Annotated in this window: 20 protein-coding genes and 1 tRNA gene; 7 read left to right on the forward strand and 14 right to left on the reverse strand. The window is 60.5% G+C overall.

The genetic code is table 11. The annotated features are described in order from the left end of the window. The first annotated feature begins 10 nt into the window (after positions 1–10). The 6 genes from pal (at position 11) to nadA (ending at position 4332) form a co-directional block, all read left to right on the forward strand. The gene (pal, locus tag JWU58_RS06970) at positions 11–508 is read left to right on the forward strand and encodes a peptidoglycan-associated lipoprotein Pal (protein WP_003178634.1); all 498 of its coding nucleotides are present in this window, start codon (positions 11–13) and stop codon (positions 506–508) included. 6 nt (positions 509–514) lie between these two features. Next, positions 515–1354, forward strand: a complete 840-nt coding sequence (ybgF, locus tag JWU58_RS06975) for a tol-pal system protein YbgF (RefSeq protein WP_024014085.1) — start codon at positions 515–517, stop codon at positions 1352–1354. Positions 1355–1521: 167 nt separating this feature from the next. Beyond that, on the forward strand, positions 1522–2169 hold the full coding sequence (gene queE / locus JWU58_RS06980; RefSeq protein WP_041479789.1) for a 7-carboxy-7-deazaguanine synthase QueE: 648 nt from the start codon (positions 1522–1524) through the stop codon (positions 2167–2169). Between the two features lies 1 nt (position 2170). Continuing rightward, complete coding sequence (gene queC, locus JWU58_RS06985; protein ID WP_071173362.1) at positions 2171–2863, forward strand: 7-cyano-7-deazaguanine synthase QueC; 693 nt, start codon at positions 2171–2173, stop codon at positions 2861–2863. A 62-nt stretch (positions 2864–2925) separates the two neighbouring features. Beyond that, positions 2926–3001 (forward strand) — tRNA-Lys (locus JWU58_RS06990). Between the two features lie 272 nt (positions 3002–3273). Then, a complete protein-coding gene (gene nadA / locus JWU58_RS06995) occupies positions 3274–4332 on the forward strand; it encodes a quinolinate synthase NadA (RefSeq protein ID WP_016773509.1) in 1059 nt (352 codons plus the stop codon). Positions 4333–4510: 178 nt separating this feature from the next. Here nadA and JWU58_RS07000 read toward each other — a convergent pair whose 3' ends face one another. The 12 genes from JWU58_RS07000 to arcD (JWU58_RS07055) form a co-directional block, all read right to left on the reverse strand. Next, on the reverse strand, positions 4511–4999 hold the full coding sequence (locus JWU58_RS07000) for an RDD family protein (protein WP_024014082.1): 489 nt from the start codon (positions 4997–4999) through the stop codon (positions 4511–4513). Between the two features lie 98 nt (positions 5000–5097). After that, positions 5098–5310 carry a cold-shock protein gene (locus JWU58_RS07005; RefSeq protein ID WP_003227496.1) on the reverse strand — a complete coding sequence of 71 codons (213 nt, stop codon included), beginning with the start codon at positions 5308–5310 and terminating at the stop codon, positions 5098–5100. A gap of 403 nt (positions 5311–5713) precedes the next feature. Then, on the reverse strand, positions 5714–6838 hold the full coding sequence (gene gcvT / locus JWU58_RS07010) for a glycine cleavage system aminomethyltransferase GcvT (protein ID WP_206421669.1): 1125 nt from the start codon (positions 6836–6838) through the stop codon (positions 5714–5716). Positions 6839–6889: 51 nt separating this feature from the next. Further along, positions 6890–8266 carry an L-serine ammonia-lyase gene (locus tag JWU58_RS07015; protein WP_206421670.1) on the reverse strand — a complete coding sequence of 459 codons (1377 nt, stop codon included), beginning with the start codon at positions 8264–8266 and terminating at the stop codon, positions 6890–6892. Between the two features lie 176 nt (positions 8267–8442). Continuing rightward, complete coding sequence (gcvP, locus tag JWU58_RS07020; RefSeq protein ID WP_206421671.1) at positions 8443–11295, reverse strand: aminomethyl-transferring glycine dehydrogenase; 2853 nt, start codon at positions 11293–11295, stop codon at positions 8443–8445. Positions 11296–11306: 11 nt separating this feature from the next. Continuing rightward, a complete protein-coding gene (gene gcvH / locus JWU58_RS07025) occupies positions 11307–11690 on the reverse strand; it encodes a glycine cleavage system protein GcvH (RefSeq protein ID WP_016773514.1) in 384 nt (127 codons plus the stop codon). 450 nt (positions 11691–12140) lie between these two features. Beyond that, positions 12141–13649 (reverse strand): sigma-54-dependent transcriptional regulator, encoded by a 1509-nt coding sequence (locus tag JWU58_RS07030; protein ID WP_110646607.1) that lies wholly within the window; start codon positions 13647–13649, stop codon positions 12141–12143. 200 nt (positions 13650–13849) lie between these two features. Next, positions 13850–14212, reverse strand: coding sequence for a DUF5064 family protein (locus JWU58_RS07035; protein ID WP_122611762.1), 363 nt, complete (start codon positions 14210–14212; stop codon positions 13850–13852). 62 nt (positions 14213–14274) lie between these two features. Further along, positions 14275–15204, reverse strand: coding sequence for a carbamate kinase (gene arcC / locus JWU58_RS07040; protein ID WP_110602518.1), 930 nt, complete (start codon positions 15202–15204; stop codon positions 14275–14277). A gap of 139 nt (positions 15205–15343) precedes the next feature. Then, positions 15344–16354 carry an ornithine carbamoyltransferase gene (locus tag JWU58_RS07045; RefSeq protein ID WP_024014074.1) on the reverse strand — a complete coding sequence of 337 codons (1011 nt, stop codon included), beginning with the start codon at positions 16352–16354 and terminating at the stop codon, positions 15344–15346. A 68-nt stretch (positions 16355–16422) separates the two neighbouring features. Then, positions 16423–17679, reverse strand: coding sequence for an arginine deiminase (arcA, locus tag JWU58_RS07050; RefSeq protein WP_016773516.1), 1257 nt, complete (start codon positions 17677–17679; stop codon positions 16423–16425). Positions 17680–17714: 35 nt separating this feature from the next. Next, on the reverse strand, positions 17715–19142 hold the full coding sequence (gene arcD / locus JWU58_RS07055; protein ID WP_016773517.1) for an arginine-ornithine antiporter: 1428 nt from the start codon (positions 19140–19142) through the stop codon (positions 17715–17717). A gap of 437 nt (positions 19143–19579) precedes the next feature. Between arcD (JWU58_RS07055) and arcD (JWU58_RS07060) the strand changes: the two genes are divergently transcribed. After that, positions 19580–21007, forward strand: a complete 1428-nt coding sequence (gene arcD / locus JWU58_RS07060) for an arginine-ornithine antiporter (RefSeq protein WP_129997499.1) — start codon at positions 19580–19582, stop codon at positions 21005–21007. A 105-nt stretch (positions 21008–21112) separates the two neighbouring features. Here arcD (JWU58_RS07060) and JWU58_RS07065 read toward each other — a convergent pair whose 3' ends face one another. Beyond that, complete coding sequence (locus tag JWU58_RS07065; protein WP_206421672.1) at positions 21113–22459, reverse strand: CoA transferase; 1347 nt, start codon at positions 22457–22459, stop codon at positions 21113–21115. Between the two features lie 65 nt (positions 22460–22524). Then, positions 22525–23280, reverse strand: a complete 756-nt coding sequence (locus JWU58_RS27495; RefSeq protein ID WP_371699605.1) for a methyl-accepting chemotaxis protein — start codon at positions 23278–23280, stop codon at positions 22525–22527. Positions 23281–23287: the final 7 nt, after the last annotated feature.

The following is a 23287-nucleotide window of genomic DNA, read 5'->3' on the forward strand; positions in this document are numbered from 1 at the left end:
GAGTTTCACGATGGAAATGCTGAAGTTTGGTAAATTTGCTGCGCTGGCTCTGGCCATGGCTGTAGCTGTAGGTTGCTCGTCCAAAGGCGGCGACAACGCCGGTGAAGGCGCTGTTGATCCAAACGCTGGTTACGGCGCAAACACTGGTGCCGTTGACGGTTCCCTGAGCGAAGAAGCTGCTCTGCGCGCAATCACCACCTTCTACTTCGAATACGACAGCTCGGACCTGAAGCCAGAAGCCATGCGCGCTCTGGACGTTCATGCCAAAGACCTGAAAGCAAACGGCGCTCGCGTTGTTCTGGAAGGCAACACCGACGAACGTGGTACTCGTGAGTACAACATGGCACTGGGCGAGCGTCGTGCGAAAGCCGTTCAGCGCTACCTGGTACTGCAAGGTGTTTCCCCAGCTCAGCTGGAACTGGTTTCCTACGGCGAAGAGCGTCCAGTTGCTACCGGCAACGACGAGCAGTCCTGGGCCCAGAACCGTCGCGTCGAACTGCGTAAGTAATTCGATATGCGAACGTGCCGTCGTGCTGTAACTGTTCTGGCTCTCAGCCTCGCGCCGCTTGCGGCGTGGGCTGCGGTTCCTGTGGTCGATGACAACTCCGGTTATAACAATAGCGGGAGCAGTTATCCGCCTGCGGGTTACGGTACGAACGGCGCCTATGCCGGGGGAGCGGCTTCGGCCCCTGCCTCGGCACAAGGCATGCTGTTCAACCAATTGCAACAGATGCAGGATCAGATCTCGCGCCAACAGGGCGTGATCGAAGAACTGCAGAATCAGGTTTCGCGCATGAAGCAGGAATCCCTGGAGCGATACCAGGATCTTGATCGGCGCATAGGATCCGGCGTTGCACCAGCCGCGACTCCCGAGAATTCTTCTGCCGGTGGCGATGCAAGTGCTGCTGCCGGTGCTGCCGCAGGCGCGGGTGCTGCTGCGGCAGCCCAGGCACCTGCCGCGGGTAGCGAACCGGCTGATCCGGCCAAGGAAAAGCTGTATTACGATGCCGCTTTCGACCTGATCAAAGCCAAGGATTTCGACAAGGCCAGCCAGGCCTTCGCCGCTTTCCTGCGCAAATACCCCAACAGCCAGTACGCGGGCAACGCCCAGTACTGGTTGGGCGAAGTGAACCTGGCCAAGGGTGATCTGCAAGGTGCAGGTCAGGCCTTTGCCAAGGTTTCGCAGCTGTATCCCAAGCACAACAAAGTGCCGGATTCGCTGTACAAGCTGGCTGACGTAGAACGCCGCCTCGGTCACACCGACAAGGTCAAAGGCATTCTGCAGCAGGTTGTGTCCCAATATCCGGGCACTTCCGCCGCGCAGCTGGCCCAGCGTGATTTACAGCGTATGTAAGCCTGTTCATCCGTGTTTTGAAGAAACCCGCGCTTGTCGCGGGTTTTTTCGTTAGAATTCACGCCCTTTTTCTGAAACACGCTTCTTGTGGTCTACGCGTTGGCGGGATTGCCTGAAGTGCCTGACGGAGGCGGACAGCCTGTTTAGCTGTTACGCCCGTGGCGACTATGCAAGACACATTGAGAATCACCGAAGTTTTCTACTCGTTGCAGGGTGAAACTCGGACTGCCGGGCTGCCCACGGTTTTCGTGCGCCTGACCGGTTGCCCGTTGCGTTGCCAGTACTGCGATAGCGCTTACGCGTTCAGCGGCGGCACCGTCCGCACCCTCGACGACATCCTTGAGCAAGTGGCCGGATATCGTCCGCGCTACGTTTGTGTCACCGGCGGTGAGCCGTTGGCTCAGCCGAACGCCATTCCTTTGCTTGAGCGGTTGTGTGATGCCGGTTACGAGGTGTCGCTGGAAACCAGCGGCGCCCTAGACGTATCCGCTGTCGATCCGCGTGTCAGTCGCGTCGTCGATCTGAAAACGCCGGGCTCGAAAGAAGCCCATCGCAACCGTTACGAGAACATCGAACTGCTGACCCGCAACGATCAGGTGAAGTTTGTCATCTGCTCGCGGGAAGACTATGACTGGGCGGTATCGAAGCTGATCCAGTACGGGCTTGATCGACGTGCGGGTGAAGTGCTTTTCTCCCCAAGTCATCATGACCTCAATGCCAGGGATCTGGCGGATTGGGTGGTGGCAGACAACCTGCCAGTGCGGCTGCAACTGCAGTTGCATAAATATCTATGGAATGATGAGCCGGGGCGCTGAGATGATTGAACAACTGAACACTACCGAAAAACGTGCCGTTATCCTGCTTTCGGGCGGCCTCGACTCGGCCACCGTCGTGGCGATGGCACGCGCCGAAGGCTACGCCTGCTACACCATGAGCTTCGATTACGGCCAGCGCTCGCATGCCGAATTGCACGCCGCCGCCCGCGTTGCTCGCGACCTGGGTGTGGTCGAGCACAAGGTCATCGGACTGAACCTCAATGGCATGGGCGGCTCGGCGCTGACCGACACCAGCATCGACATTCCGGAAGAGCTGGGCGAAGGCATTCCGGTGACTTACGTGCCGGCGCGCAACACAGTTTTCCTGTCGTTGGCATTGGGTTGGGCCGAAGTGCTCGGCGCCCGCGACATCTTCATCGGCGTCAATGCAGTGGATTATTCCGGCTACCCGGACTGCCGTCCCGAGTTCATCGAGTCGTTCGAGCGCATGGCCAATCTGGCGACCAAGGCCGGCGTGGAAGGCAACGGCTTCCGCATCCAGGCGCCGCTGCAGAACCTGAGCAAAGCGCAGATCGTTCAGGCCGGCGTGAAGCTTGGCGTTGATTACGGTCTGACGGTTTCCTGCTATCAGGCAGACGATGACGGCCGCGCCTGCGGCAAATGCGACAGCTGCCGCCTGCGTGCAGAAGGCTTCGCGGCGGCTGGTGTGGACGATCCAACCCCTTATTTTTGATTTTTTCAAAAAAGGTGTTGAATAGTCCTTAAAAATCAGTATTATACGCGCCACCACACAGCGGGTCGTTAGCTCAGTTGGTAGAGCAGTTGGCTTTTAACCAATTGGTCGTAGGTTCGAATCCCACACGACCCACCATATTTGGCGGTTTAGAAAGTCCGGAAGGCCCACGAAAGTGAGGATTTCCGGGTTTTTTTTTGCCTGCAATTCGGGCGTTCGATGTTCAAGTGCGGCCCGACCTGATACAGGTCAGAATCATCTTTTGTATCCTCGGGATATTCTGTAGCCTTGCGCAGCTTCAACGCTGTCCCTTGCCTGATGATACTCACTCTCCCGGCGGTACCCTCTAGCGGTCCGGAGCCGGGTGTATACTCGACTTTCGCGCGAATGCGCCTGCAGGTCTTGCGAACATGACGCAGATTTCCGAACGCCTCCTGGTTCAAGCCCACCTCGACGCCAAACAGCCGAAACCGCTGACGGCAGAAGAGGAGGCTTACTACCGTTCCGCCATCGCCGCCGAGCTCAAGGCTCAGGACGCGGTGCTCGTGGCCCACTTTTATTGCGATCCGGTGATTCAGGCCCTGGCCGAAGAAACCGGCGGCTGTGTTTCCGACTCCCTGGAAATGGCCCGCTTCGGCAACGCCCATCCGGCCAAGACCGTGGTGGTCGCCGGCGTCAAGTTCATGGGCGAGACGGCAAAAATTCTTAATCCGGAAAAACGCGTGCTGATGCCGACTCTGGAGGCGACCTGCTCGCTGGACCTGGGCTGCCCGGTCGACGAGTTCTCGGCGTTCTGCGATCAGCACCCGGAGCGTACCGTGGTGGTGTATGCCAACACTTCCGCCGCCGTGAAGGCTCGGGCTGACTGGGTGGTGACTTCGAGCTGCGCACTGGAGATCGTCGAAAGCCTGATGGACAACGGCGAAACGATCATCTGGGGCCCGGACAAGCACCTGGGCACTTACATTCAGCGCAAGACCGGTGCCGACATGCTGCTTTGGGATGGTGCCTGCATCGTCCACGAAGAGTTCAAGTCCAAGCAGCTCGAGGACATGAAAGCGTTGTACCCGGACGCAGCGATTCTGGTGCATCCGGAGTCGCCGACTTCGGTGATCGAGCTGGCGGACGCCGTCGGTTCTACCAGTCAGTTGATCGCCGCCGCGCAAAGCCTGCCAAACAAGACCCTGATCGTCGCCACCGACCGTGGCATCTTCTACAAGATGCAGCAGCTGTGCCCGGACAAGGTCTTCATCGAAGCGCCTACCGCCGGTAACGGCGCGGCTTGCCGCAGTTGCGCACATTGCCCGTGGATGGCCATGAACACCCTTGAGCGCACGCTCAAGAGCTTGAAGGAAGGCACCAACGAGATCTTTGTCGATCCGGCGCTGATTCCCCAAGCGATCCGCCCGTTGAAGCGCATGCTCGACTTCACCCAGGCAGCGCGGATGAAGCTGGCCGGTAACGCCTGAGTACCCCTTGTAGAAATGAGCCCTGTGGTGAGGGGATTTATCCCCGTTGGGTGGCGAAGCCGCCCTAAATCAAACACCGCGGCATATCAGGGATACCGCGTGGGCTCCTTTACGGCTGCTACGCAGCCGGACGGGGATAAATCCCCTCCCCACAGGGGGGGACTCCTGAGTATGGAAATTATTTGCTCTTTTTCGGGATTCGCACCACACGCGTATCCGAATAGATGTCATGCCAGGTGCGTTTCTGCTTGTCGAACAGCGACCAGAAGAACCCCAGCCCGACACACAACCACGACGCGATCGACACCATAAAGCGCAGCAGCGCCTGCCACAGGCTGATCGCTGTGCCGTTGGCGTTCTGCACGCGGATGCCCCACACCTGCATGCCGAGTGTCTGCCCGCCATGGGTCCAGAACTTGGCGAAGAAGCCGAACAATACCAACAGCAGCACCGTGGAATACAGCGGGTCACCATCGAGCTGGCCGGCGTCGGTCATCACCCGCAAACGTTCTTCGCCAATGATTGCGGCCTGGATCAGCTTGTAGATGAATCCGGTGACGATCAGCAGAGCGGTGCACAGCAGGAAGTCGTAGAACATCGCCGCCAGACGACGACCGAGAGCAACGGGAGGAAAGTCCCCTTGCGGCGTGAGCAGGTGTTTCGACATGGCAGCCTCACGGCGTGAATGGAAGCGCCATTTTACGGATTAGCGCGCACAAAAAAGCCCCTGATATCAATAATCAGGGGCTTTTTCGTATCAGAAGATCAGGCTTCTGCTTGTACTTCGTCAGCCTGCATGCCTTTCTGGCCTTGCACGGCAACGAAAGTCACCTTCTGGCCTTCTTTCAGGCTTTTGAAGCCGTTGCCCTGAATGGCGCGGAAATGTACGAACAGATCCGGACCGCTTTCTGGAGTGATAAAACCAAAACCTTTCTCGTCGTTAAACCACTTGACGGTACCGCTCTGACGTGTGGACATTTCTTATTTCCTTTGACGCATAAATTGATGACAGCCCCTTTCACATGAAAGAGTACTGGAGCTGGTTGCAAGGAGTAAGAAGACGTCGAGCGGGATGTAGCTAACTTGTAGGCTACTGCCCAGGTCACGATTCCAAGCTGACCCATGCAAACACAGTGGACAAACTCTACGCCAACTACGGGAGAAAAAACAAGCCCTGCGAAGGCCCCGGTTTTACTGCTCTTCATGGCAGTTCGTCAGCAAACTAGTTCAGTCTTAGACGATTGTCTGGTTCTATTTTCAGCAAACGTTATAAGCAACGTTCATATTCGAAACGGATGTTAAAAAACGCACTGTTTTATGGCGATTGCGTTACACATTAGTGCACGTATAACGCAATCGCGTTACTTATAGAAACAGTCGATCAACCGCGATAGTAGCGTTGTGGAACAAATGGCATTTTGCTTACAAGCATTTGCACCTTTTTCCCACGGACGATGGCCCACACGGGTGTATCGAGTGCGACGTAAGCGCTGTCGAGGTAACCCATCGCCAATGGCCCGCCCAAGGTCGGACCAAAGCCACCGCTGCAGACGCCGCCGATGATCTCGCCGGCCTCGTTGACGATCTCTGCGCCTTCACGCACCGGGGTACGCTCCTGTGGCAGCAGGCCGACACGTTTGCGTGCGACGCCGTTCTGTTGCTGCGCGAAGATCTGCTCGGCGCCCGGGAAACCGCCGGCCCGCGCTCCATCGGCGCGGCGGGGCTTGGAGATCGCCCACAGGAGGCTGGCTTCGATCGGTGTGGTCTCGGTGTTCATGTCATGGCCGTACAGGCACAGGCCGGCTTCCAGACGCAGCGAGTCGCGGGCGCCAAGGCCGATGGCCTGGACCTCTGGTTCGGCGAGCAGGGCGCGGGCGAGTTTCTCCGCTTCAGCGGCCGGTACCGAGATTTCGAAACCGTCTTCACCGGTGTAGCCCGAACGGCTGACAAAGCAGTCCACGCCCAGCAACGACACACGGTTGAACTGCATGAACGTCATCTTCGCCACGTCCGGCGCAAGACGCGCCAGCACGGTGACGGCTGCCGGACCTTGCAAGGCGAGCAGGGCGCGCTCTTCGAACAGCGCCGTAATGGTGCACTGATCGCCGATGTGTTTTTGCAGATGCGCGAGATCCTGATCCTTGCACGCGGCGTTGACCACCAGGAACAGCTCGTCATTGCCCAGATTGGCGACCATCAGGTCGTCGAGGATCCCACCGCTTTCGTTGGTGAACATCGCATAACGCTGCATGCCTACCGGCAGGTCGACGATGTCCACCGGCACCAGGGTTTCCAGGGCTTTGGCCGCATTGGCGCCGGTCAGACGAATCTGGCCCATGTGCGAAACGTCGAACAACCCGGCTTGCTCACGGGTGTGCTGGTGTTCTTTCATCACGCCGAGCGGGTATTGCACGGGCATGTCGTAGCCGGCGAACGGCACCATCCGCGCGCCGAGTTCGAGGTGAAGTGCGTGCAGCGGGGTTTTCGAGAGTTGTTCGGTGGTCATGCGGGACTCCTTGATTCATACCAATCCTCTCCCACAGGGAGAGGGGGCTAATTAGCATTCGATAATGTTGACCGCCAGGCCGCCGCGGGCGGTTTCCTTGTATTTGCTTTTCATGTCGGCGCCGGTCTGGCGCATGGTGCGGATGACTTTGTCGAGGGAGACGAAATGCTGACCGTCGCCACGCATGGCCATGCGCACGGCGTTGATCGCTTTCACCGAGCCCATCGCGTTGCGCTCGATGCAAGGCACCTGCACCAGACCGCCGATCGGGTCGCAGGTCAGGCCGAGGTTGTGTTCCATGCCGATTTCCGCGGCGTTCTCGACTTGCTGCACGCTGCCGCCGAGCACTTCGCACAAGGCGCCGGCCGCCATTGAACAGGCCACACCGACTTCACCCTGACAACCGACTTCGGCGCCGGAGATCGAAGCGTTTTCCTTGTAGAGAATGCCGATTGCGGCAGCGGTCAGCAGAAAGCGCACGACGCCGTCGTCATTCGCCCCGGGGATAAAACGCATGTAGTAATGCAGCACCGCCGGAATGATGCCCGCCGCGCCATTGGTGGGCGCAGTAACCACGCGCCCGCCGTTGGCGTTTTCTTCGTTGACCGCCAACGCATAAAGATTGACCCAGTCGAGCACCGACAGCGGATCGCGCAGCGCGGATTCCGGGTTCTTGCACAATTGCCGATGCAGCGCCGCCGCCCGGCGTTTGACCTTCAAGCCGCCCGGCAAAATGCCTTCGTTACGACAGCCGGCAGCGACGCAGTCCTGCATCACCTGCCAGATTTTCAGCAGGCCGGCACGGGTTTCCGCTTCAGGGCGCCAGGCGCTTTCATTGGTCAGCATCACCTGGCTGATCGACAGGCCATAGGTAGCGCAATGACCGAGCAAATCCTTGGCACTTTTGAAGGGGAAGGTCAGTGGCGTGGCGTCTTCGACGATGCGATCGGCACCGGCCGCATCTTCATCGACAACGAAACCACCGCCGACCGAGTAGTACTCGCGACTGCGGATCTGAATCCCCGCTGCGTCGAAGGCGCGAAAGATCATGCCGTTGGGGTGATAGGCCAACGGTTTGCGGATCATCGCCAGATGTTCTTTCTCGTTGAACGCGATGTTGTGTTCACCGAGCAGATTCAGTCGGCCATTGCCGCGAATTTCTTGCAGGCGCGCGGCGACGGTCTCGGTGTCGACAGTGTCCGGATGTTCGCCTTCGAGGCCGAGCAACACGGCTTTGTCGCTGCCGTGACCTTTACCGGTGGCGCCAAGGGAACCGTACAACTCGACGCGAACGCTGGCGGTGGCCGTCAGCAGGTTTTCACGGCGTAAACCTTCGGCGAAGCGCGCAGCAGCACGCATCGGGCCGACGGTGTGGGAACTGGAGGGGCCGATGCCAATCTTGAACAGGTCGAACACGCTTAACGACATGGGGGCTCCTGCGGAGCAGTTGTGAGCTTCAAGCTGCAAGCTGCAAGTAAAAGCGGATCGGGTTTTCCTTGCGGCCTCTATAAGGCCTCAGTGCATGCAGCAAGACACAAGCCGCAAGTTAAAAGCAGATCAGCCCTTACTTGCAGCTTGCAGCTAGAAACTTGCAGCTGCCGCTCTTAAGCGTAGCTTTCGATCGACGGGCAGGCGCACACCAGGTTGCGATCGCCGAAGACGTTGTCGACCCGGCCGACCGGCGGCCAGTATTTGCCTTCGATCAGCGACGCGACCGGGTAAACGGCTTGCTCACGGCTGTACGGGTGGGTCCATTCGCCAACCAGTTCCGCTGCGGTGTGCGGGGCGTTTTTCAGCGGGTTGTCTTCCTTGTCCAGGGTGCCGTTTTCCACTGCGCGGATTTCTTCGCGGATGCGGATCATCGCGTCACAGAAGCGGTCCAGTTCTTCCTTGGATTCGCTTTCGGTCGGCTCGATCATCAGCGTGCCAGCGACCGGGAACGACATGGTCGGCGCGTGGAAGCCGAAGTCGATCAGGCGTTTGGCGACGTCATCGACGCTGATGCCGCTGCTGTCTTTCAATGGGCGCAGATCGAGAATGCACTCGTGCGCCACCAGGCCGTTGCTGCCGGTGTACAGCACTGGGTAATGCTCTTCGAGGCGACGGGAAATGTAGTTGGCATTGAGGATCGCCAGTTGCGAAGCGCGCTTCAGACCAGCGCCGCCCATCATGCGAATGTACATCCAGGTGATCGGCAGAATGCTTGCGCTGCCGAACGGTGCCGCGCAGACCGCGCCTTCCTTGCGTTCCATCTGGCCGTGGCCCGGCAGGAACGGGGTCAGGTGCGATTTGACGCCGATCGGACCGACGCCCGGGCCGCCACCGCCGTGCGGGATGCAGAAGGTTTTGTGCAGGTTCAGGTGCGAGACGTCGCCGCCGAACTTGCCCGGTGCGCAGAGGCCGACCATGGCGTTCATGTTGGCGCCGTCGATGTACACCTGGCCGCCGTTGTCGTGAATGATCGCGCAGATTTCGCGGATGCCTTCCTCGAACACGCCGTGGGTCGACGGGTAGGTGATCATCAGCGCGGCGAGGTGTTCGCGGTGCTCGATGGCTTTGGCGCGCAGGTCTTCAATGTCGACGTTGCCACGGGCATCGCACGCGGTGACGACCACGCGCATGCCAGCCATTTGCGCGGTGGCCGGGTTGGTGCCGTGAGCCGACGACGGGATCAGGCAGATGTCGCGTCGCTCATCGCCTCGGCTCTGGTGGTAGGCGCGGATCGCCAGGAGACCTGCGTATTCACCTTGCGAACCGGCGTTCGGCTGCAGCGAAATCGAGTCGTAACCGGTGGCGGCGCAGAGCATCGCTTCCAGCTCATCGGTCAGTTGCTGATAACCGGCGCTTTGTGCGGCCGGGGCGAACGGGTGCAGCGCACCGAATTCGGCCCAGGTCACCGGGATCATTTCGCTGGCGGCGTTGAGTTTCATGGTGCACGAGCCCAGCGGGATCATGGTGCGATCCAGCGCCAGGTCCTTGTCCGCCAGTTTGCGCAGGTAGCGCATCAGCTCGGTTTCCGAGTGATAACGGTTGAACACCGGGTGGCTGAGGATCGGCGACTGGCGCACCAGCTCAGCAGGAATGGTGCTCTGCACCGAGGTGGCGAGGGCAGCGAAGTCTGGCAGGGTCTTGCCGTCGGCGAACAGGCCCCACAGGGTTTCGATGTCAGCCTGAGTGGTGGTTTCGTCGACCGACAGGCCCAGACGTTCAGCGTCGATCACACGCAGGTTGATCTGCTGAGCATGCGCCTTGTCGTGCAGCGCGGCGGTGTGTGCGCCGGTAGCAACGGTCAGGGTGTCGAAGAAGTTTGCCTGCTCGACCTGAGCGCCCAGCGCGGTCAGGCCCTTGGCCAGAATCGCGGTCAGGTGATGCACACGGTTGGCTATCTGGGTCAGGCCTTTCGGGCCGTGGTAGACGGCGTACATGCTGGCGATGTTGGCCAGCAGCACCTGCGCGGTGCAGATGTTCGAGGTGGCCTTCTCGCGGCGGATGTGTTGCTCGCGGGTCTGCATCGCCAGACGCAGGGCTGGCTTGCCGAAACGGTCAACCGAGACACCGACCAGACGGCCCGGCATGTCGCGCTTGAACGCATCTTTGGTGGAGAAGTAAGCGGCGTGCGGGCCACCGAAGCCCAGCGGCACGCCGAAGCGTTGCGCCGAACCGATGGCGACGTCGGCACCGAATTCGCCCGGTGCCGTCAGCAGCGTCAGGGCCAGCAAATCAGCGGCCACGGCGACCAAAGCGTTGGCGGCGTGGAAACGCTCGGTCAGCTCGCGGTAGTCGAACACATCACCGTTGCTCGCCGGGTATTGCAGCAGCGCGCCAAAGAAGGGCGTGACGTCAGTCAGTTCGCGCTCATCGCCCACGACCACGTCAATACCGAGCGGCTCGGCACGGGTGCGCAGCACGTCGAGGGTCTGCGGATGGCTGTGGATCGAGGCGAAGAACTGGTGGCTGCCTTTGTTCTTGCTCAGGCGTTTGCAGAAGGTCATGGCTTCGGCAGCGGCGGTGGCTTCGTCGAGCAGGGAGGCGTTGGCGATCGGCAGGCCGGTGAGGTCGCTGATCATGGTCTGGAAGTTCAGCAGCGCTTCGAGACGGCCCTGGGAAATTTCTGGCTGGTAGGGGGTGTAAGCGGTGTACCAGGCCGGGTTTTCCAGCAGGTTGCGCAGGATCGGCGACGGCGTGTGGCAGTTGTAGTAGCCCTGGCCGATGTAGGTTTTGAACAGCTGATTCTTGCCAGCGATGGATTTGATCATCGCCAGTGCGTCGGCTTCGCTGAGGCCGTCGTCCATGCCGAGCACGCTGGTGCCCTTGATGCTTTCCGGGATGACGCTGGCGCTCAGGGCTTCGAGCGAGTCGAAGCCGAGGCTGTTGAGCATGGCTTGCTCGTCACCGGCGCGCGGGCCGATGTGACGGGCGATGAATTCGTTGGCGGTGCCGAGATTGATGGCGGTCATGGCGTAATTCCTCAGGCTTCGGCTTGGGCTTTGATCAGACGGTCGTAAGCGTCCTGATCGAGCAGTTTGCCGACAGCGGCGGCGTCGCTTGGCTGAAAGCGGAAGAACCAGCCTTCGCCCAGCGGATCTTCGTTGACCAGCTCAGGAGCGTTTTCCAGCGCCGGGTTGACTTCCAGCACGTCGCCATCGAGCGGCATGTACACGCCGCTGGCGGCTTTCACCGATTCCACGGTGGCGGCTTCAGCGCCTTTTTCGTAAGCCTGCAGCTCAGGCAGTTGCACGAACACCACGTCGCCCAGGGCGTTCTGCGCGAATGCGGTGATGCCGACAGTGACACTGCCGTCGGCTTCGGTGCGCAGCCATTCGTGATCTTCAGTAAAACGCAACTCGCTCATGGAAACTCCTCAGGGGCCAGACTCGTCTGGTGGACGCGGTGGAAAGCTTGGGGCGGAGAAGCCCTTTATAGATGAGGAGGCAGGTAGCAAGAATGCGGCCAAGGTTGATTTATCTATATAAATCAATGGATTGAGTGGTTTTTGTATTTATTGGAATGTTGTAGTTGTAGCGAAATCGCTACAGCTTGGGGCGAGGAGAAAAGCTTAATCGGATCAAAGCGTTGCGCAGCGCTGGTCACAGGCGGGTGTAGCGATATCGTTCCGCTGTAGCGCTTTCGGTACAGATGGAGGTCGTTTTTGGACGGATTTCGAATCCGCCATAAATCCTGTGGGAGCGAGCCTGCTCGCGAAGACGGTGTGTCAGGCGCCAGCTATTTTGCTGATAGACCGCTTTCGCGAGCAGGCTCGCTCCCACATGGGGAATTTCCTGCAATAGGGATGCGCGGTGAGTCAGGGTTTATTGGGAATGCCGTATTTGCGCAGGCGATGGGCAATGGCGGTGTGCGAGGTCTGCAAGCGGCTCGCCAATTGCCGGGTCGAGGGGTAGCTGACGTAGAGCTTTTCCAGCAGCTCTCTCTCGAACGATTCGACCGCTTGCTCGAGGCTGTCGACATCGGTATCGGCCTGGCGGGCCACCGAAGTGCCGGCGATGTCGAGGTCGCCGATATCGACCAGGCTGCTCTCGCAAATCGCCGCTGCGCGAAAAATCACGTTCTGCAATTGCCGCACGTTGCCCGGCCAGCGATTGCCGAGCAGCGCCGGATAAGTCCCCGGCGCCAAGCGACAGACCGGGCGCTGGATCTGCGCACAGGCCTGCTGCATGAAGTAGCGAGCCAGCAGCAAAATGTCCTGACCGCGTTCACGCAGCGGCGGCACTTCGACGTTGAGCACGTTGAGGCGATAGAACAGGTCCTCGCGGAACAGGCCTTCGCTGACCATTTTTTCCAGGTCGCGGTGGGTCGCGCTGAGGATGCGCACGTTGACCTTTACTTCCCGATCACCACCGACGCGGCGGAAGCTGCCGTCGTTGAGAAAACGCAGGAGTTTGGCCTGCAAGTACGGCGACATCTCGCCGATCTCATCGAGAAACACCGTGCCCTGGTTGGCCAGTTCCATCAGCCCCGGTTTACCGCCACGCGCCGCGCCAGTGAAGGCGCCGGGGGCGTAGCCGAACAGTTCGCTTTCGGCGAGGTTCTCCGGCAGCGCCGCGCAGTTCAACGCCAGAAAAGGAGCGCTGTGCCGGGCACTGATCGCGTGACAGGCACGGGCCACCAATTCTTTGCCGGTGCCGGTTTCGCCTTGAATCAATAGCGGTGCATCAAGGGCGGCGACCCGTTGCGCGCGGGCCTTGAGTGTGCGGATCGCCGGGGATTCGCCGAGCAGGGCGTCGAAGCCTTCGGCGTGATCGTGATGCAGTGCCGAGAGTTGTTCGCCGATGCGATTTGGTTGATACAGGGTCAGCAGGGCGCCGGCGTCGGTGATCGGCGTGGCGTCGAGCAGCAGGGTCTGGCCGTTGACGGTGATCTCGCGCAGCGGCAGGCGAAAGCCGTTTTCCAGCAGGGTGTCGAGCAGACCGGGATCATTGAACAGCGCCGAGACGCTTTCGCCGGCCGGTTCGCGACCGTACAGGGCAATCAGCGCCGGGTTGGCCAGCAGCACCTTGCCGGCGCTGTCGAGGGCCAGCACCGGGTCGGTCATCGCCGCGAGCAGGGCATCTAGCTGCAGATGCCGACGCTGGCCGGGCAGGATGTCGACCACGGTCACCGCTTCCACGCCGAGCACGCGAAACAGCGCATCTTTCAGTTCTTCGAGCACTTGCGGGCTGAGGGTCGGCGCGTCGATGTAGACGTTCGGCGGAATCATCTCCACCGCATCCAGATTGAGATTGCGCCCACCGAGGATAGCCAGGACTTCCTGGGTGATGCCGACGCGGTCGATGAAGCTGACGTGGATACGCATGGGGGCGGTTCAGTGATCTGCAGAGCGGAGGGGGGCAAGTATGCCTTGGGGCGGGCTAATGGTGAAATCTGTGTCCCTGCGCTGATCGTTCCCAGGCTCTGCGTGGGAATGCCGCCACGGACGCTCCGCGTCCGCTGTGACGCGGAGCGTCACGGGATGCATTCCCACGCGGAGCGTGGGAACGATCAGTGGAAAGGAAGTTATTCGAAATGCTCGAGATTGACCGGATCCCCCGACTGCATATTCAACTTCTGCCGAATGTCTTCAAACATCAGATCGTAATGCTTGTGCACCGAGCCGATCTGGCTGTGGGTCTTGGGGATTCCGTACTTCTCGGCAATCTGCGTGACATCGCGGGCGAAGTTGTAGGCCTCTTCCTTGGGCAGGAAAAAAGTCTCCTTCATGTCCTTGCCCTGCATGCTGCCGTGCAGGGTGAACTGAATCCCTTTGCCTTTCTGCGGATCGGTGAACACTTCATAGTCCAGATGCACGTTGTAATTGACGTCATCGTCGGTCAACGCGTGCCGCTCGATATGCAGATGACCGGGTTCGAACTGGGCCATTGAGCTACTCCTTTCAAGGCATGGAAGCGGGGCAGGTGTTGAATCTGCCCCGGCGTTTATTGTTATCGGTAGCTGATCCCCGGCTTCGCCGTGCTGACCCGCGTACCGGCGGTGCCCTGGACGATGGCTTCGATATCGGCCAGCGAACCGATCACCGCGACCTTGCCAGTATGGCGCGCGAATTCGCAGGCTGCCTGCACCTTCGGTCCCATGGAGCCGGCGGCGAAACCAAGGCGCTCAAGTTCGTCCGGGTGGGCTTCGGCGATGGCTTTCTGGGTGGGTTTGCCATAGTCGACAAAAGCCGCGTTGACGTCGGTGGCGATCACCAGCAGGTCGGCTTCCAATTGCTCGGCAAGCAACGACGAACACAGATCCTTGTCGATCACCGCCTCGATACCCTTGAGGTTACGGTTTTCGTCATACATGGTCGGAATACCGCCGCCACCAGCGCAAATGACGATGCTGCCCTTGTCCAGCAGCCACTTGATCGGGCGGATTTCGAAGATGCGCTTCGGCCGTGGGCTGGCGACGACGCGGCGGAATTTGTCGCCATCGGCAGCAATCGCCCAGCCTTTCTCGGCGGCGAGTTTTTCCGCTTCGGCTTTCTCGTAGACCGGGCCGATCGGTTTGGTCGGGTTCTTGAATGCCGGGTCGTTGGCGTCGACTTCGACCTGGGTCAGCAGGGTGGCGAACGGCACTTCGAAGTCGAGCAGATTGCCCAGTTCCTGTTCGATGATGTAGCCGATCATGCCTTCGGTTTCGGCGCCGAGCACGTCCAGCGGGTAGGGAGTGACAGAGGTGTAGGCCGCCGCTTGCAGCGACAGCAGACCGACTTGCGGGCCATTGCCGTGGGCGATGACCAGTTGGTTGCCGGGATGGATCTTGGCGATTTGCTCGGTGGCGATGCGGATGTTGGCGCGCTGGTTGTCAGCGGTCATCGGCTCACCACGGCGGAGCAGGGCGTTACCGCCCAGGGCTACGACGATACGCATGGTGCATGTCCTTTTTCGTGTTGATCGTTCCCACGCTCTGCGTGGGAATGCCGCCACGGACGCTCTGCGTCCGCTGTGACGCAGAGCGTCACGGGATGCATTCCCACGCGGGAGCGTGGGAACGATCATCTTCAACCAGTTAGAGATCAGCCAAGGTCGAGACCAGAATCGCCTTGATCGTGTGCATGCGGTTTTCCGCTTGCTCGAAGGCGATGCAGGCCGGCGACTCGAACACGTCGTCGGTCACTTCGATGCCGTTTTTCAGGTGCGGATATTGTTCGGCGATCTGTTTGCCGACCTTGGTATCGCTGTTGTGAAAGGCCGGCAGGCAGTGCATGAACTTGGTACGCGGGTTGCCGGTGGCTTTCATCAGGTCGGCGTTGACCTGATACGGCAGCAGTTGCTGGATGCGCTCGGCCCAGGCTTCCACCGGTTCACCCATCGACACCCAGACGTCGGTGTGAATGAAGTCCACGCCTTTGACCGCTTCTTTCGGATCTTCGGTGAGGGTGATGCGTGCGCCACTTTCCTCGCCGTACTTTTTGCAGCGCGCCACCAGATCGTCCAGCGGCCACAGCGCTTTCGGTGCGCAGATGCGCACGTCCATGCCGAGCTTGGCGCCGATCAGCAGCAGCGAGTTGCCCATGTTGTTGCGCGCGTCGCCCAAGTAGGCGTAGCTGATTTCGTGGATCGGCTTGTCAGCGTGTTCGCGCATGGTCAGCACGTCGGCGATCATCTGGGTCGGGTGATATTCATCGGTCAGGCCGTTGAACACCGGCACGCCGGCGAACTTGGCCAGCTCTTCGACGATTTCCTGCTTGAAGCCACGGTACTCGATGGCGTCGTACATGCGCCCGAGCACGCGGGCGGTGTCCTTCATGCTTTCCTTGTGGCCGATTTGCGAGGAGTTCGGGTCGATGTAAGTGACGTTGGCGCCTTGGTCATAGGCCGCCACTTCGAAGGCGCAACGGGTACGGGTCGAAGTTTTCTCGAAAATCAGGGCGATGTTGTTGCCCTTCAGATGCTGTTGTTCGGTACCGGTGTATTTCGCGCGTTTCAGATCGCGGGACAGGTCGAGCAGGTAACGCAGCTCACGTGGGGTGTGGTGTTCCAGGCTGAGCAGGTTACGGTTGTGAATGTTAAAAGCCATGATGGATCTCCTTGGGTTTCGGTTATCCCCTTGGCCGCGCTCGATAAGTCGCGGCGAAGGCTCAAAGATTAGTAATCGATAGGGTCGCGGATGATCGGGCAGGTCATGCAGTGGCCGCCGCCACGGCCGCGGCCGAGTTCGCCGGCGCTGATGGTGATGACCTCCACGCCAGCCTTGCGCAGCAGGGTGTTGGTGTAGGTGTTGCGGTCGTAGCCGATGACCACGCCCGGCTCCATCGCCACCACGTTGTTGCCGTCGTCCCATTGCTCGCGTTCGGCGGCGAAGCTGTTGCCGCCGGTTTCCACCACGCGCAGTTTCGGCAGGTTGAGCGCCGCAGCGACGGTGTCGAGGAAGCTGCCTTCTTCGCGGCGGATGTCGATGCCGCCCTGTTTGCTTTCGTCAGGGCGCAGGGTGAAGGCGACGATCTGGTTGACCACTTCCGGGAAGATCGTCACCAGGTCGCGGTCGCAGAAGCTGAACACGGTGTCCAGGTGCATTGCGGCGCGGGATTTCGGCAGGCCGGCGACGATGACCTTTTCCACCGCTTTGTTGTTGAACAGGTTCAGCGCCAGTTGGCCGATGGCCTGACGTGATGAACGCTCGCCCATGCCGATCAGCACCACACCGTTGCCGATCGGCATGACGTCGCCGCCCTCAAGGGTGGAGTTGCCGTGGTCCTTGTCCGGGTCGCCGTACCAGATCTCGAATTCGGCGTTGGTGAACTGCGGATGGAATTTGTAGATGGCGGTGGTCAGCAGGGTTTCCTGACGGCGCGCCGGCCAGTACATCGGGTTCAGCGTCACACCACCGTAGATCCAGCAGGTGGTATCGCGGGTGAACTGGGTGTTGGGCAGCGGCGGCAGGATGAAGCTGGAGTGGCCGAGGAAGTCGCGGAACATCTGGATGGTCTTGCCGCCGAAGCTGTCCGGCAGATCATCGGCCGAGACGCCGCCAATCAGGAATTCGGCGATGTGCCGTGGCTCGAGGCTTTTCAGCCAGGATTTCACTTCGCTGATCAGGCCCAGGCCCACCGAGTCGGCGGTCACCTTGCGCTCAAGAATCCAGTCCAGCGCTTCGGGAATGGCGACGATGTCGGTCAGCAGGTTGTGCATTTCCACCACGTCGATGCCGCGCTCGCGCATCTTGGTGACAAAGTCGAAATGGTCGCGCTTGGCTTGCGCCACCCACAACACGTCATCGAACAGCAGTTCATCGCAGTTGTTCGGGGTCAGCCGCTGATGGGCCAGACCTGGGGAGCAAACCATGACTTTACGCAGTTTCCCGGCTTCGGAGTGGACGCCGTACTTCACTTTTTCCGTGGTCATTTCTGTGTTCCTCCAGATGACAATTCAATCAGGGGTTACAGCGTCAGGAAGCCATCGTAGAGACCGTAGGCCGCCACCACGGCGCCCACGACCACTGCGGCGAAAATCAGCTTCTCGACGTTGGTGAAAACCGGTTGTTTGAGTTCCAGCTTGGCCTTGGCGAACAGGATCGCGCCGGGCGCATAGAGCAGGGCCGACAGCAGCAGGTACTTGACCCCGCCGGCGTACAACAACCACACCGCGTAGATCAGGGCGATACCGCCGATGATCAGATCCTTGCGCCGCTCGGCGGCGAAGCCTTCGTAGCTCTCGCCGCGCACCGCCAGCAGCAGGGCATAGGCCGCCGACCACAGGTACGGCACCAGAATCATCGAGGTGGCGAGGTAGATCAGTGACAGGTAAGTGCTGGCCGAGAACAGGGTGATGATCAGGAACACCTGCACCATCGCGTTGGTCAGCCACAGCGCGTTGACCGGCACATGGTTGGCGTTTTCCTTGCGCAGGAACTCCGGCATGGTGTGGTCTTTGGCGGCGGCGAACATGATTTCGGCACACAGCAGCACCCACGACAGCAGCGCACCGAGCAGCGAGATGATCAAGCCGACGCTGATCAGCACCGCCCCCCAGTGACCGACCACATGCTCAAGCACGGCGGCCATCGACGGGTTCTGCAGTTTCGCCAGTTCCGGCTGGGTCATGATGCCCAGCGACAGCACGTTCACCAGCACCAGAAACAGCAGCACGGTGATGAAGCCGATCACGGTGGCCTTGCCGACATCCGAGCGTTTCTCGGCGCGGGCGGAGAAGATGCTCGCGCCTTCGATGCCGATGAACACCCAGACGGTGACCAGCATCATGTTGCGCACCTGGTTCATCACACTGCCCAGATCGGGGTTTTTCACGCCCCAGATGTCGGCGGTGAAGATGTCCAGTCTGAACGCGAAGACTGCGATCAATACAAACAGCAGCAGCGGCACGACCTTGGCGACGGTGGTCACCAGGTTGATGAACGCCGCTTCCTTGATCCCGCGCAACACCAGGAAATGCACGCCCCACAGCAGCAAGGACGCGCCGATCACCGCCGCCGGGGTATTGCCTTCGCCGAAGATCGGAAAGAAATAGCCGAGGGTGCTGAACAGCAGAACGAAGTAGCCGACGTTGCCCAGCCAGGCGCTGATCCAGTAACCCCAGGCTGATGAGAAACCCATGTAGTCGCCGAATCCGGCCTTGGCGTAGGCGTAGACACCGCCGTCCAGGTCAGGCTTGCGATTGGCGAGGGTCTGAAAGACAAATGCGAGGGTGAGCATGCCGACTGCGGTGATGGCCCAGCCGATCAGCACTGCACCGACGTCGGCGCTGGCGGCCATGTTTTGTGGCAACGAAAATATCCCGCCGCCAATCATTGAACCGACTACCAGTGCAACCAGTGCACCGAGTCTTAGTTTTCCGGGCGCTTCAGACATTTGCATGACTCCATTGCAGGAAAGGAGAGCTCACAGCCTAGTACTGTTGTCTGTTCGAACAGCTGACATGGATCAGTGCATGGTCACATTCCATTGTTAATGAATGACTTGTGCGCCCGTTGCGGGCATAACGCTGTAGCCTCAAAGGCCCATTCCAGAGCCGTTTCGCTGAGGCAGTCGAGAATAGCTATTAATGCTTTCGAACTATGACGCTAGTTGCTTTTCAGCGATTGGCAAATGTCGGTCATCTGTTTTCAGCACAGAATCGAATAATCAAGATCGGCGCACAAAACTGACTTAATGTGCTACGCCTTATCGTGGTCGGCTATATATAACGCTGCGAGATTCGGCATTACCTGATAAACGTCATCTACCCTTAGGCTTTTAGTCGGCTGTTGTTACAAATAAACAACAACGACTCTTTCAAGGAGATCTGCATGTCGCAACCGACGCAAAAGCTGCGCCTTGGTGCGTTGATCGCGCTGGTGGTGGGGTCGATGATCGGCGGGGGGATTTTCTCGTTGCCGCAAAACATGGCGGCACGCGCCGATGCAGGGGCGATCCTGATCGGTTGGGGCATTACTGCGATAGGCATGCTGACGCTGGCGTTCGTCTTTCAGACCCTGGCCAATCGCAAGCCGGAGCTGGACTCGGGCGTCTACGCCTACGCCAAGGCCGGGTTTGGCGACTACATGGGATTTTCATCAGCGTGGGGTTACTGGATCAGTGCCTGGCTGGGCAACGTCGGCTATTTTGTCTTGCTGTTCAGCACCCTTGGCTATTTCTTCCCGGTGTTCGGTCAGGGCAACACGCCGATCGCCATCGGCTGCGCTTCGGTGCTGTTGTGGGCGGTGCATTTTCTGGTGATGCGCGGGATCAAGGAGGCGGCGCTGATCAACCAGTTGACCACCGTGGCCAAGGTTGTGCCGCTGATCATGTTCATCGTCATCGCTGCCGTCGCGTTCAAGGCTGACATCTTCACCCGCGACATCTGGGGCCGCAGCAACCCGAACTTCGGCGGGGTGATGGACCAGGTGCGCAACATGATGCTGGTCACCGTGTTCGTCTTCATCGGCATCGAAGGCGCCAGCGTCTATTCGGCTCGCGCAGAAAAACGCAGCGACGTCGGCCGCGCCACGGTGATCGGGTTTCTCGGCGTGCTGGCGCTGCTGGTGCTGGTCAACGTGCTGTCGCTGGGGATCATGAGCCAGCCGGAACTGGCCAATCTGCAGAACCCTTCGCTGGCAGCGGTGCTTGAGCACATCGTCGGGCCGTGGGGCGCATTGCTGATCAGCGTCGGGCTGGCGATTTCCCTGCTCGGTGCATTGTTGTCCTGGGCCTTGCTCTGCGCGGAAATCCTTTTCGCCACGGCCAAGGACAAGACCATGCCGGCGTTCCTGAAGAAGGAAAACAAGAACCACGTGCCGGTCAACGCGCTGTGGCTGACCAATGCGATGATCCAGATTTTCCTGCTGATCACGCTTTTTTCGGCGGGCACTTACACCAGTCTGATTTACCTAGCCTCGTCGATGATTCTGGTGCCGTACCTGTGGTCGGCGGCCTACGCGGTACTGCTCAGCGGGCGCGGCGAAACCTACGAACACGCGTCGGCCGAGCGCACCAAGGATCTGCTGATTGGCGGCATCGCCCTGGTTTACGCGGTGTGGCTGTTGTACGCCGGCGGGGTGAAGTATCTGCTGCTGTCGGCGCTGCTGTATGCGCCGGGGGTGATTCTGTTTGCCAAGGCCAAGCATGAACAGGGGCAGCCGGTTTTTACCACGGTGGAGAAAGGGATTTTTGCGTGCGTGGTGATCGGGGCGGGGCTGGCGGCGTATGGGTTGTATAGCGGAGTGTTGAGTTTGTAGGCGGATTTGCTTTGGCAGGTCAGGCCCCTTCGCGAGCAGGCTCGCTCCCACAGGACGACGCGAATCCATGTGGGAGCGAGCCTGCTCGCGAAGGCGGCCTCAAAGTCACCACTGCGCCTGATGTGACCCTAATTCGACGGCCGGCAAATCCCACTCCACCACCGCCCCGCTGATCTGCACCGGCACGCGCAACCGCCGCGCCGACCCCCACGCGGTGTGTTCAATCGCCGGATCCTGATCCAGCGCTTCTTCAGCCCGCAGCAGGTCATGCGTCCCCGGCCCATGCTCGACCAACAGCTTCGCCGTCCGTGCCAGCGACAACCGCGCCGAACCCCCGCGACCGCTGGCCAGTCGTTCAGTCAGCAGCCTTATTGCACTCGCCGCCATCAGATACCCGGTCGCATGATCCAGCGCCTGCACCGGCAGCGGCGTCGGTTTATCGCTGTGCTTCCAATGCTGTCCGGCCTCGGCGATGCCGCTGCTCATCTGCACCAGGCTGTCGAAACCCCGGCGGTTCTGCCAGGGGCCGCTCCAGCCGTAGGCATTGAGGCAGACGTCGATCAGCCCCGGTGCCAGTTGCCTTCGGCGTTCAATACCAAACCCCAGATGTTCCAGCGCATCGGCGCGGTAGCCGTGCAGCAGAATGTCGGCGTCTTTCAACAGGCCTTCGAACACCGCGCGATCCGCAGGAGTCTGCAGATCCAGCCGCGCGCAGCGTTTGCCGACGGTCATTTCCGGGACCACGCCGGGTTCGTTCCAGCTCGGTGGATCGATGCGTAGCACGTTTGCGCCGAGCCCTGCTAGAAAGCGGCTGGCGGTGGGGCCGGCGAGGACGCGGGTCAGGTCGAGCACCTTGATCCCGGCCAGCGGTCGTGCGAGCGAGCCTTGCCATGGGCTGCGGTTCTCTTCCGTCTGCTGGATGAACTGCACCAGCGCTTCGGCATTCACCGCCAGCCCTTGCGGGTGTTGCTGCCACTGCGCCCAACTGCGCATCTCGGCGGCGCAGCCCTTGGCGTCGACCACCGCCTGCTCAAGCTCCGCGCTCGCCCACTGTGCGACTTTCGCCGCCATTGCGGCACGATCGGCGCAGGCGCCGAGCACGCGTTCAGCGGCGGCGCGGTGGTGCGGGGCGTTGGTGTGCAGACGGATCCAGCCGTCCCGGGTCGCATAGTCGCCGGCGATCGCATCCCATAAGGGCGGCACCTGCCAGCCGATCGGGCGCAGCGAGGTGGAGAACCACAACGAGGCCAGACGGCGGTCGACTGCAACCGCAGGCAAGTGCCCGGTTTGCTGGTGAAGCAATTCGCTGAGCGCTTGCCCGGCAGCGGCGATGCTGGCGCAGGCCAGCTCGGTCACGGCGAACGCCGAGGGCAGGGCGCCGTCACCGTTGAAGGGGATCGGCGTGTGGGGCAGGCCGAGTGCGGTTTGGATGGACGTGAGCAGATCAGTCATCGAAGGCCCTCCGGAACGAGAGGGCGATGATAGTGCAAAACATAACCGGGCTGGATTGAGGATCGTTACACGCGGAACTGATCCATCAATTTCATCTGCTGGCTCGCCAGGCTGTTGAGCTGGCTGCTGATCGCTGCCGATTCGGTAGCCTGTTCGGTCAGGGTTTCGGTGACGGTGCGAATCGCCGAGACGTTGCGGTTGACCTCTTCGGCCACGGCGCTTTGCTCTTCGGCGGCGCTGGCGATCTGCAGGTTCATGTCGCTGATCACCGTCACCGCGTCGCTGATCTTGCCCAGTGCATCGACCGCCTGACGAATCTGCCCGGCGTTGTTGTGCGCCTGGGTCTGGCTCGAGTGCATGGTCGCGACCACGCCACGGGTGCCGGTCTGAATGCGCTCGATAACGATGCGGATTTCTTCCACCGAATCCTGCGTGCGCTTGGCGAGGTTGCGCACCTCGTCGGCGACCACGGCAAAACCGCGACCGCTTTCGCCGGCGCGGGCGGCTTCGATGGCGGCGTTGAGAGCCAGCAGGTTGGTTTGTTCGGCGATGCTGCGGATTACTTCCAGCACCGAGCCGATCTGCTCGCTGTTCACTGCCAGCGCTTCGACTTCGGTCACTGCTTTGCTGACTTCATCGGCCAGCTGATTGATGTCGCGGGTGCTGCGCTCAATGATCGCCATGCCGTCCTTCGCCGACTGATCGGCGCCCTTGGCGGCGTTGGCGGCGTTCGAGGCACTGTTGGCGACGTCGTGGGCAGTGGCGCTCATTTCGTTGGACGCGGTGGCGACCTGATCGATCTCGCGGAATTGCACCTGCATGCCTTCG

This window comes from Pseudomonas atacamensis (assembly GCF_017167965.1).
GTDB lineage: Bacteria > Pseudomonadota > Gammaproteobacteria > Pseudomonadales > Pseudomonadaceae > Aquipseudomonas > Aquipseudomonas atacamensis.

Coding starts and splice junctions, on each gene's coding strand:
- JWU58_RS07065 (WP_206421672.1), bottom strand. CDS start 22,459: ATGACTGATCTGCTCACGTCCATCCAAACCGCACTCGGCCTGCCCCAC.
- arcD (WP_129997499.1), top strand. CDS start 19,580: ATGTCGCAACCGACGCAAAAGCTGCGCCTTGGTGCGTTGATCGCGCTG.
- nadA (WP_016773509.1), top strand. CDS start 3,274: ATGACGCAGATTTCCGAACGCCTCCTGGTTCAAGCCCACCTCGACGCC.
- gcvT (WP_206421669.1), bottom strand. CDS start 6,838: ATGACCACCGAACAACTCTCGAAAACCCCGCTGCACGCACTTCACCTC.
- ybgF (WP_024014085.1), top strand. CDS start 515: ATGCGAACGTGCCGTCGTGCTGTAACTGTTCTGGCTCTCAGCCTCGCG.
- pal (WP_003178634.1), top strand. CDS start 11: ATGGAAATGCTGAAGTTTGGTAAATTTGCTGCGCTGGCTCTGGCCATG.
- queC (WP_071173362.1), top strand. CDS start 2,171: ATGATTGAACAACTGAACACTACCGAAAAACGTGCCGTTATCCTGCTT.
- arcD (WP_016773517.1), bottom strand. CDS start 19,142: ATGTCTGAAGCGCCCGGAAAACTAAGACTCGGTGCACTGGTTGCACTG.
- arcC (WP_110602518.1), bottom strand. CDS start 15,204: ATGCGTATCGTCGTAGCCCTGGGCGGTAACGCCCTGCTCCGCCGTGGT.
- queE (WP_041479789.1), top strand. CDS start 1,522: ATGCAAGACACATTGAGAATCACCGAAGTTTTCTACTCGTTGCAGGGT.
- JWU58_RS07000 (WP_024014082.1), bottom strand. CDS start 4,999: ATGTCGAAACACCTGCTCACGCCGCAAGGGGACTTTCCTCCCGTTGCT.
- JWU58_RS07015 (WP_206421670.1), bottom strand. CDS start 8,266: ATGTCGTTAAGCGTGTTCGACCTGTTCAAGATTGGCATCGGCCCCTCC.
- JWU58_RS07005 (WP_003227496.1), bottom strand. CDS start 5,310: ATGTCCACACGTCAGAGCGGTACCGTCAAGTGGTTTAACGACGAGAAA.
- JWU58_RS07045 (WP_024014074.1), bottom strand. CDS start 16,354: ATGGCTTTTAACATTCACAACCGTAACCTGCTCAGCCTGGAACACCAC.
- gcvP (WP_206421671.1), bottom strand. CDS start 11,295: ATGACCGCCATCAATCTCGGCACCGCCAACGAATTCATCGCCCGTCAC.
- gcvH (WP_016773514.1), bottom strand. CDS start 11,690: ATGAGCGAGTTGCGTTTTACTGAAGATCACGAATGGCTGCGCACCGAA.
- JWU58_RS27495 (WP_371699605.1), bottom strand. CDS start 23,280: ATGCAGGTGCAATTCCGCGAGATCGATCAGGTCGCCACCGCGTCCAAC.
- JWU58_RS07035 (WP_122611762.1), bottom strand. CDS start 14,212: ATGGCCCAGTTCGAACCCGGTCATCTGCATATCGAGCGGCACGCGTTG.
- arcA (WP_016773516.1), bottom strand. CDS start 17,679: ATGACCACGGAAAAAGTGAAGTACGGCGTCCACTCCGAAGCCGGGAAA.
- JWU58_RS07030 (WP_110646607.1), bottom strand. CDS start 13,649: ATGCGTATCCACGTCAGCTTCATCGACCGCGTCGGCATCACCCAGGAA.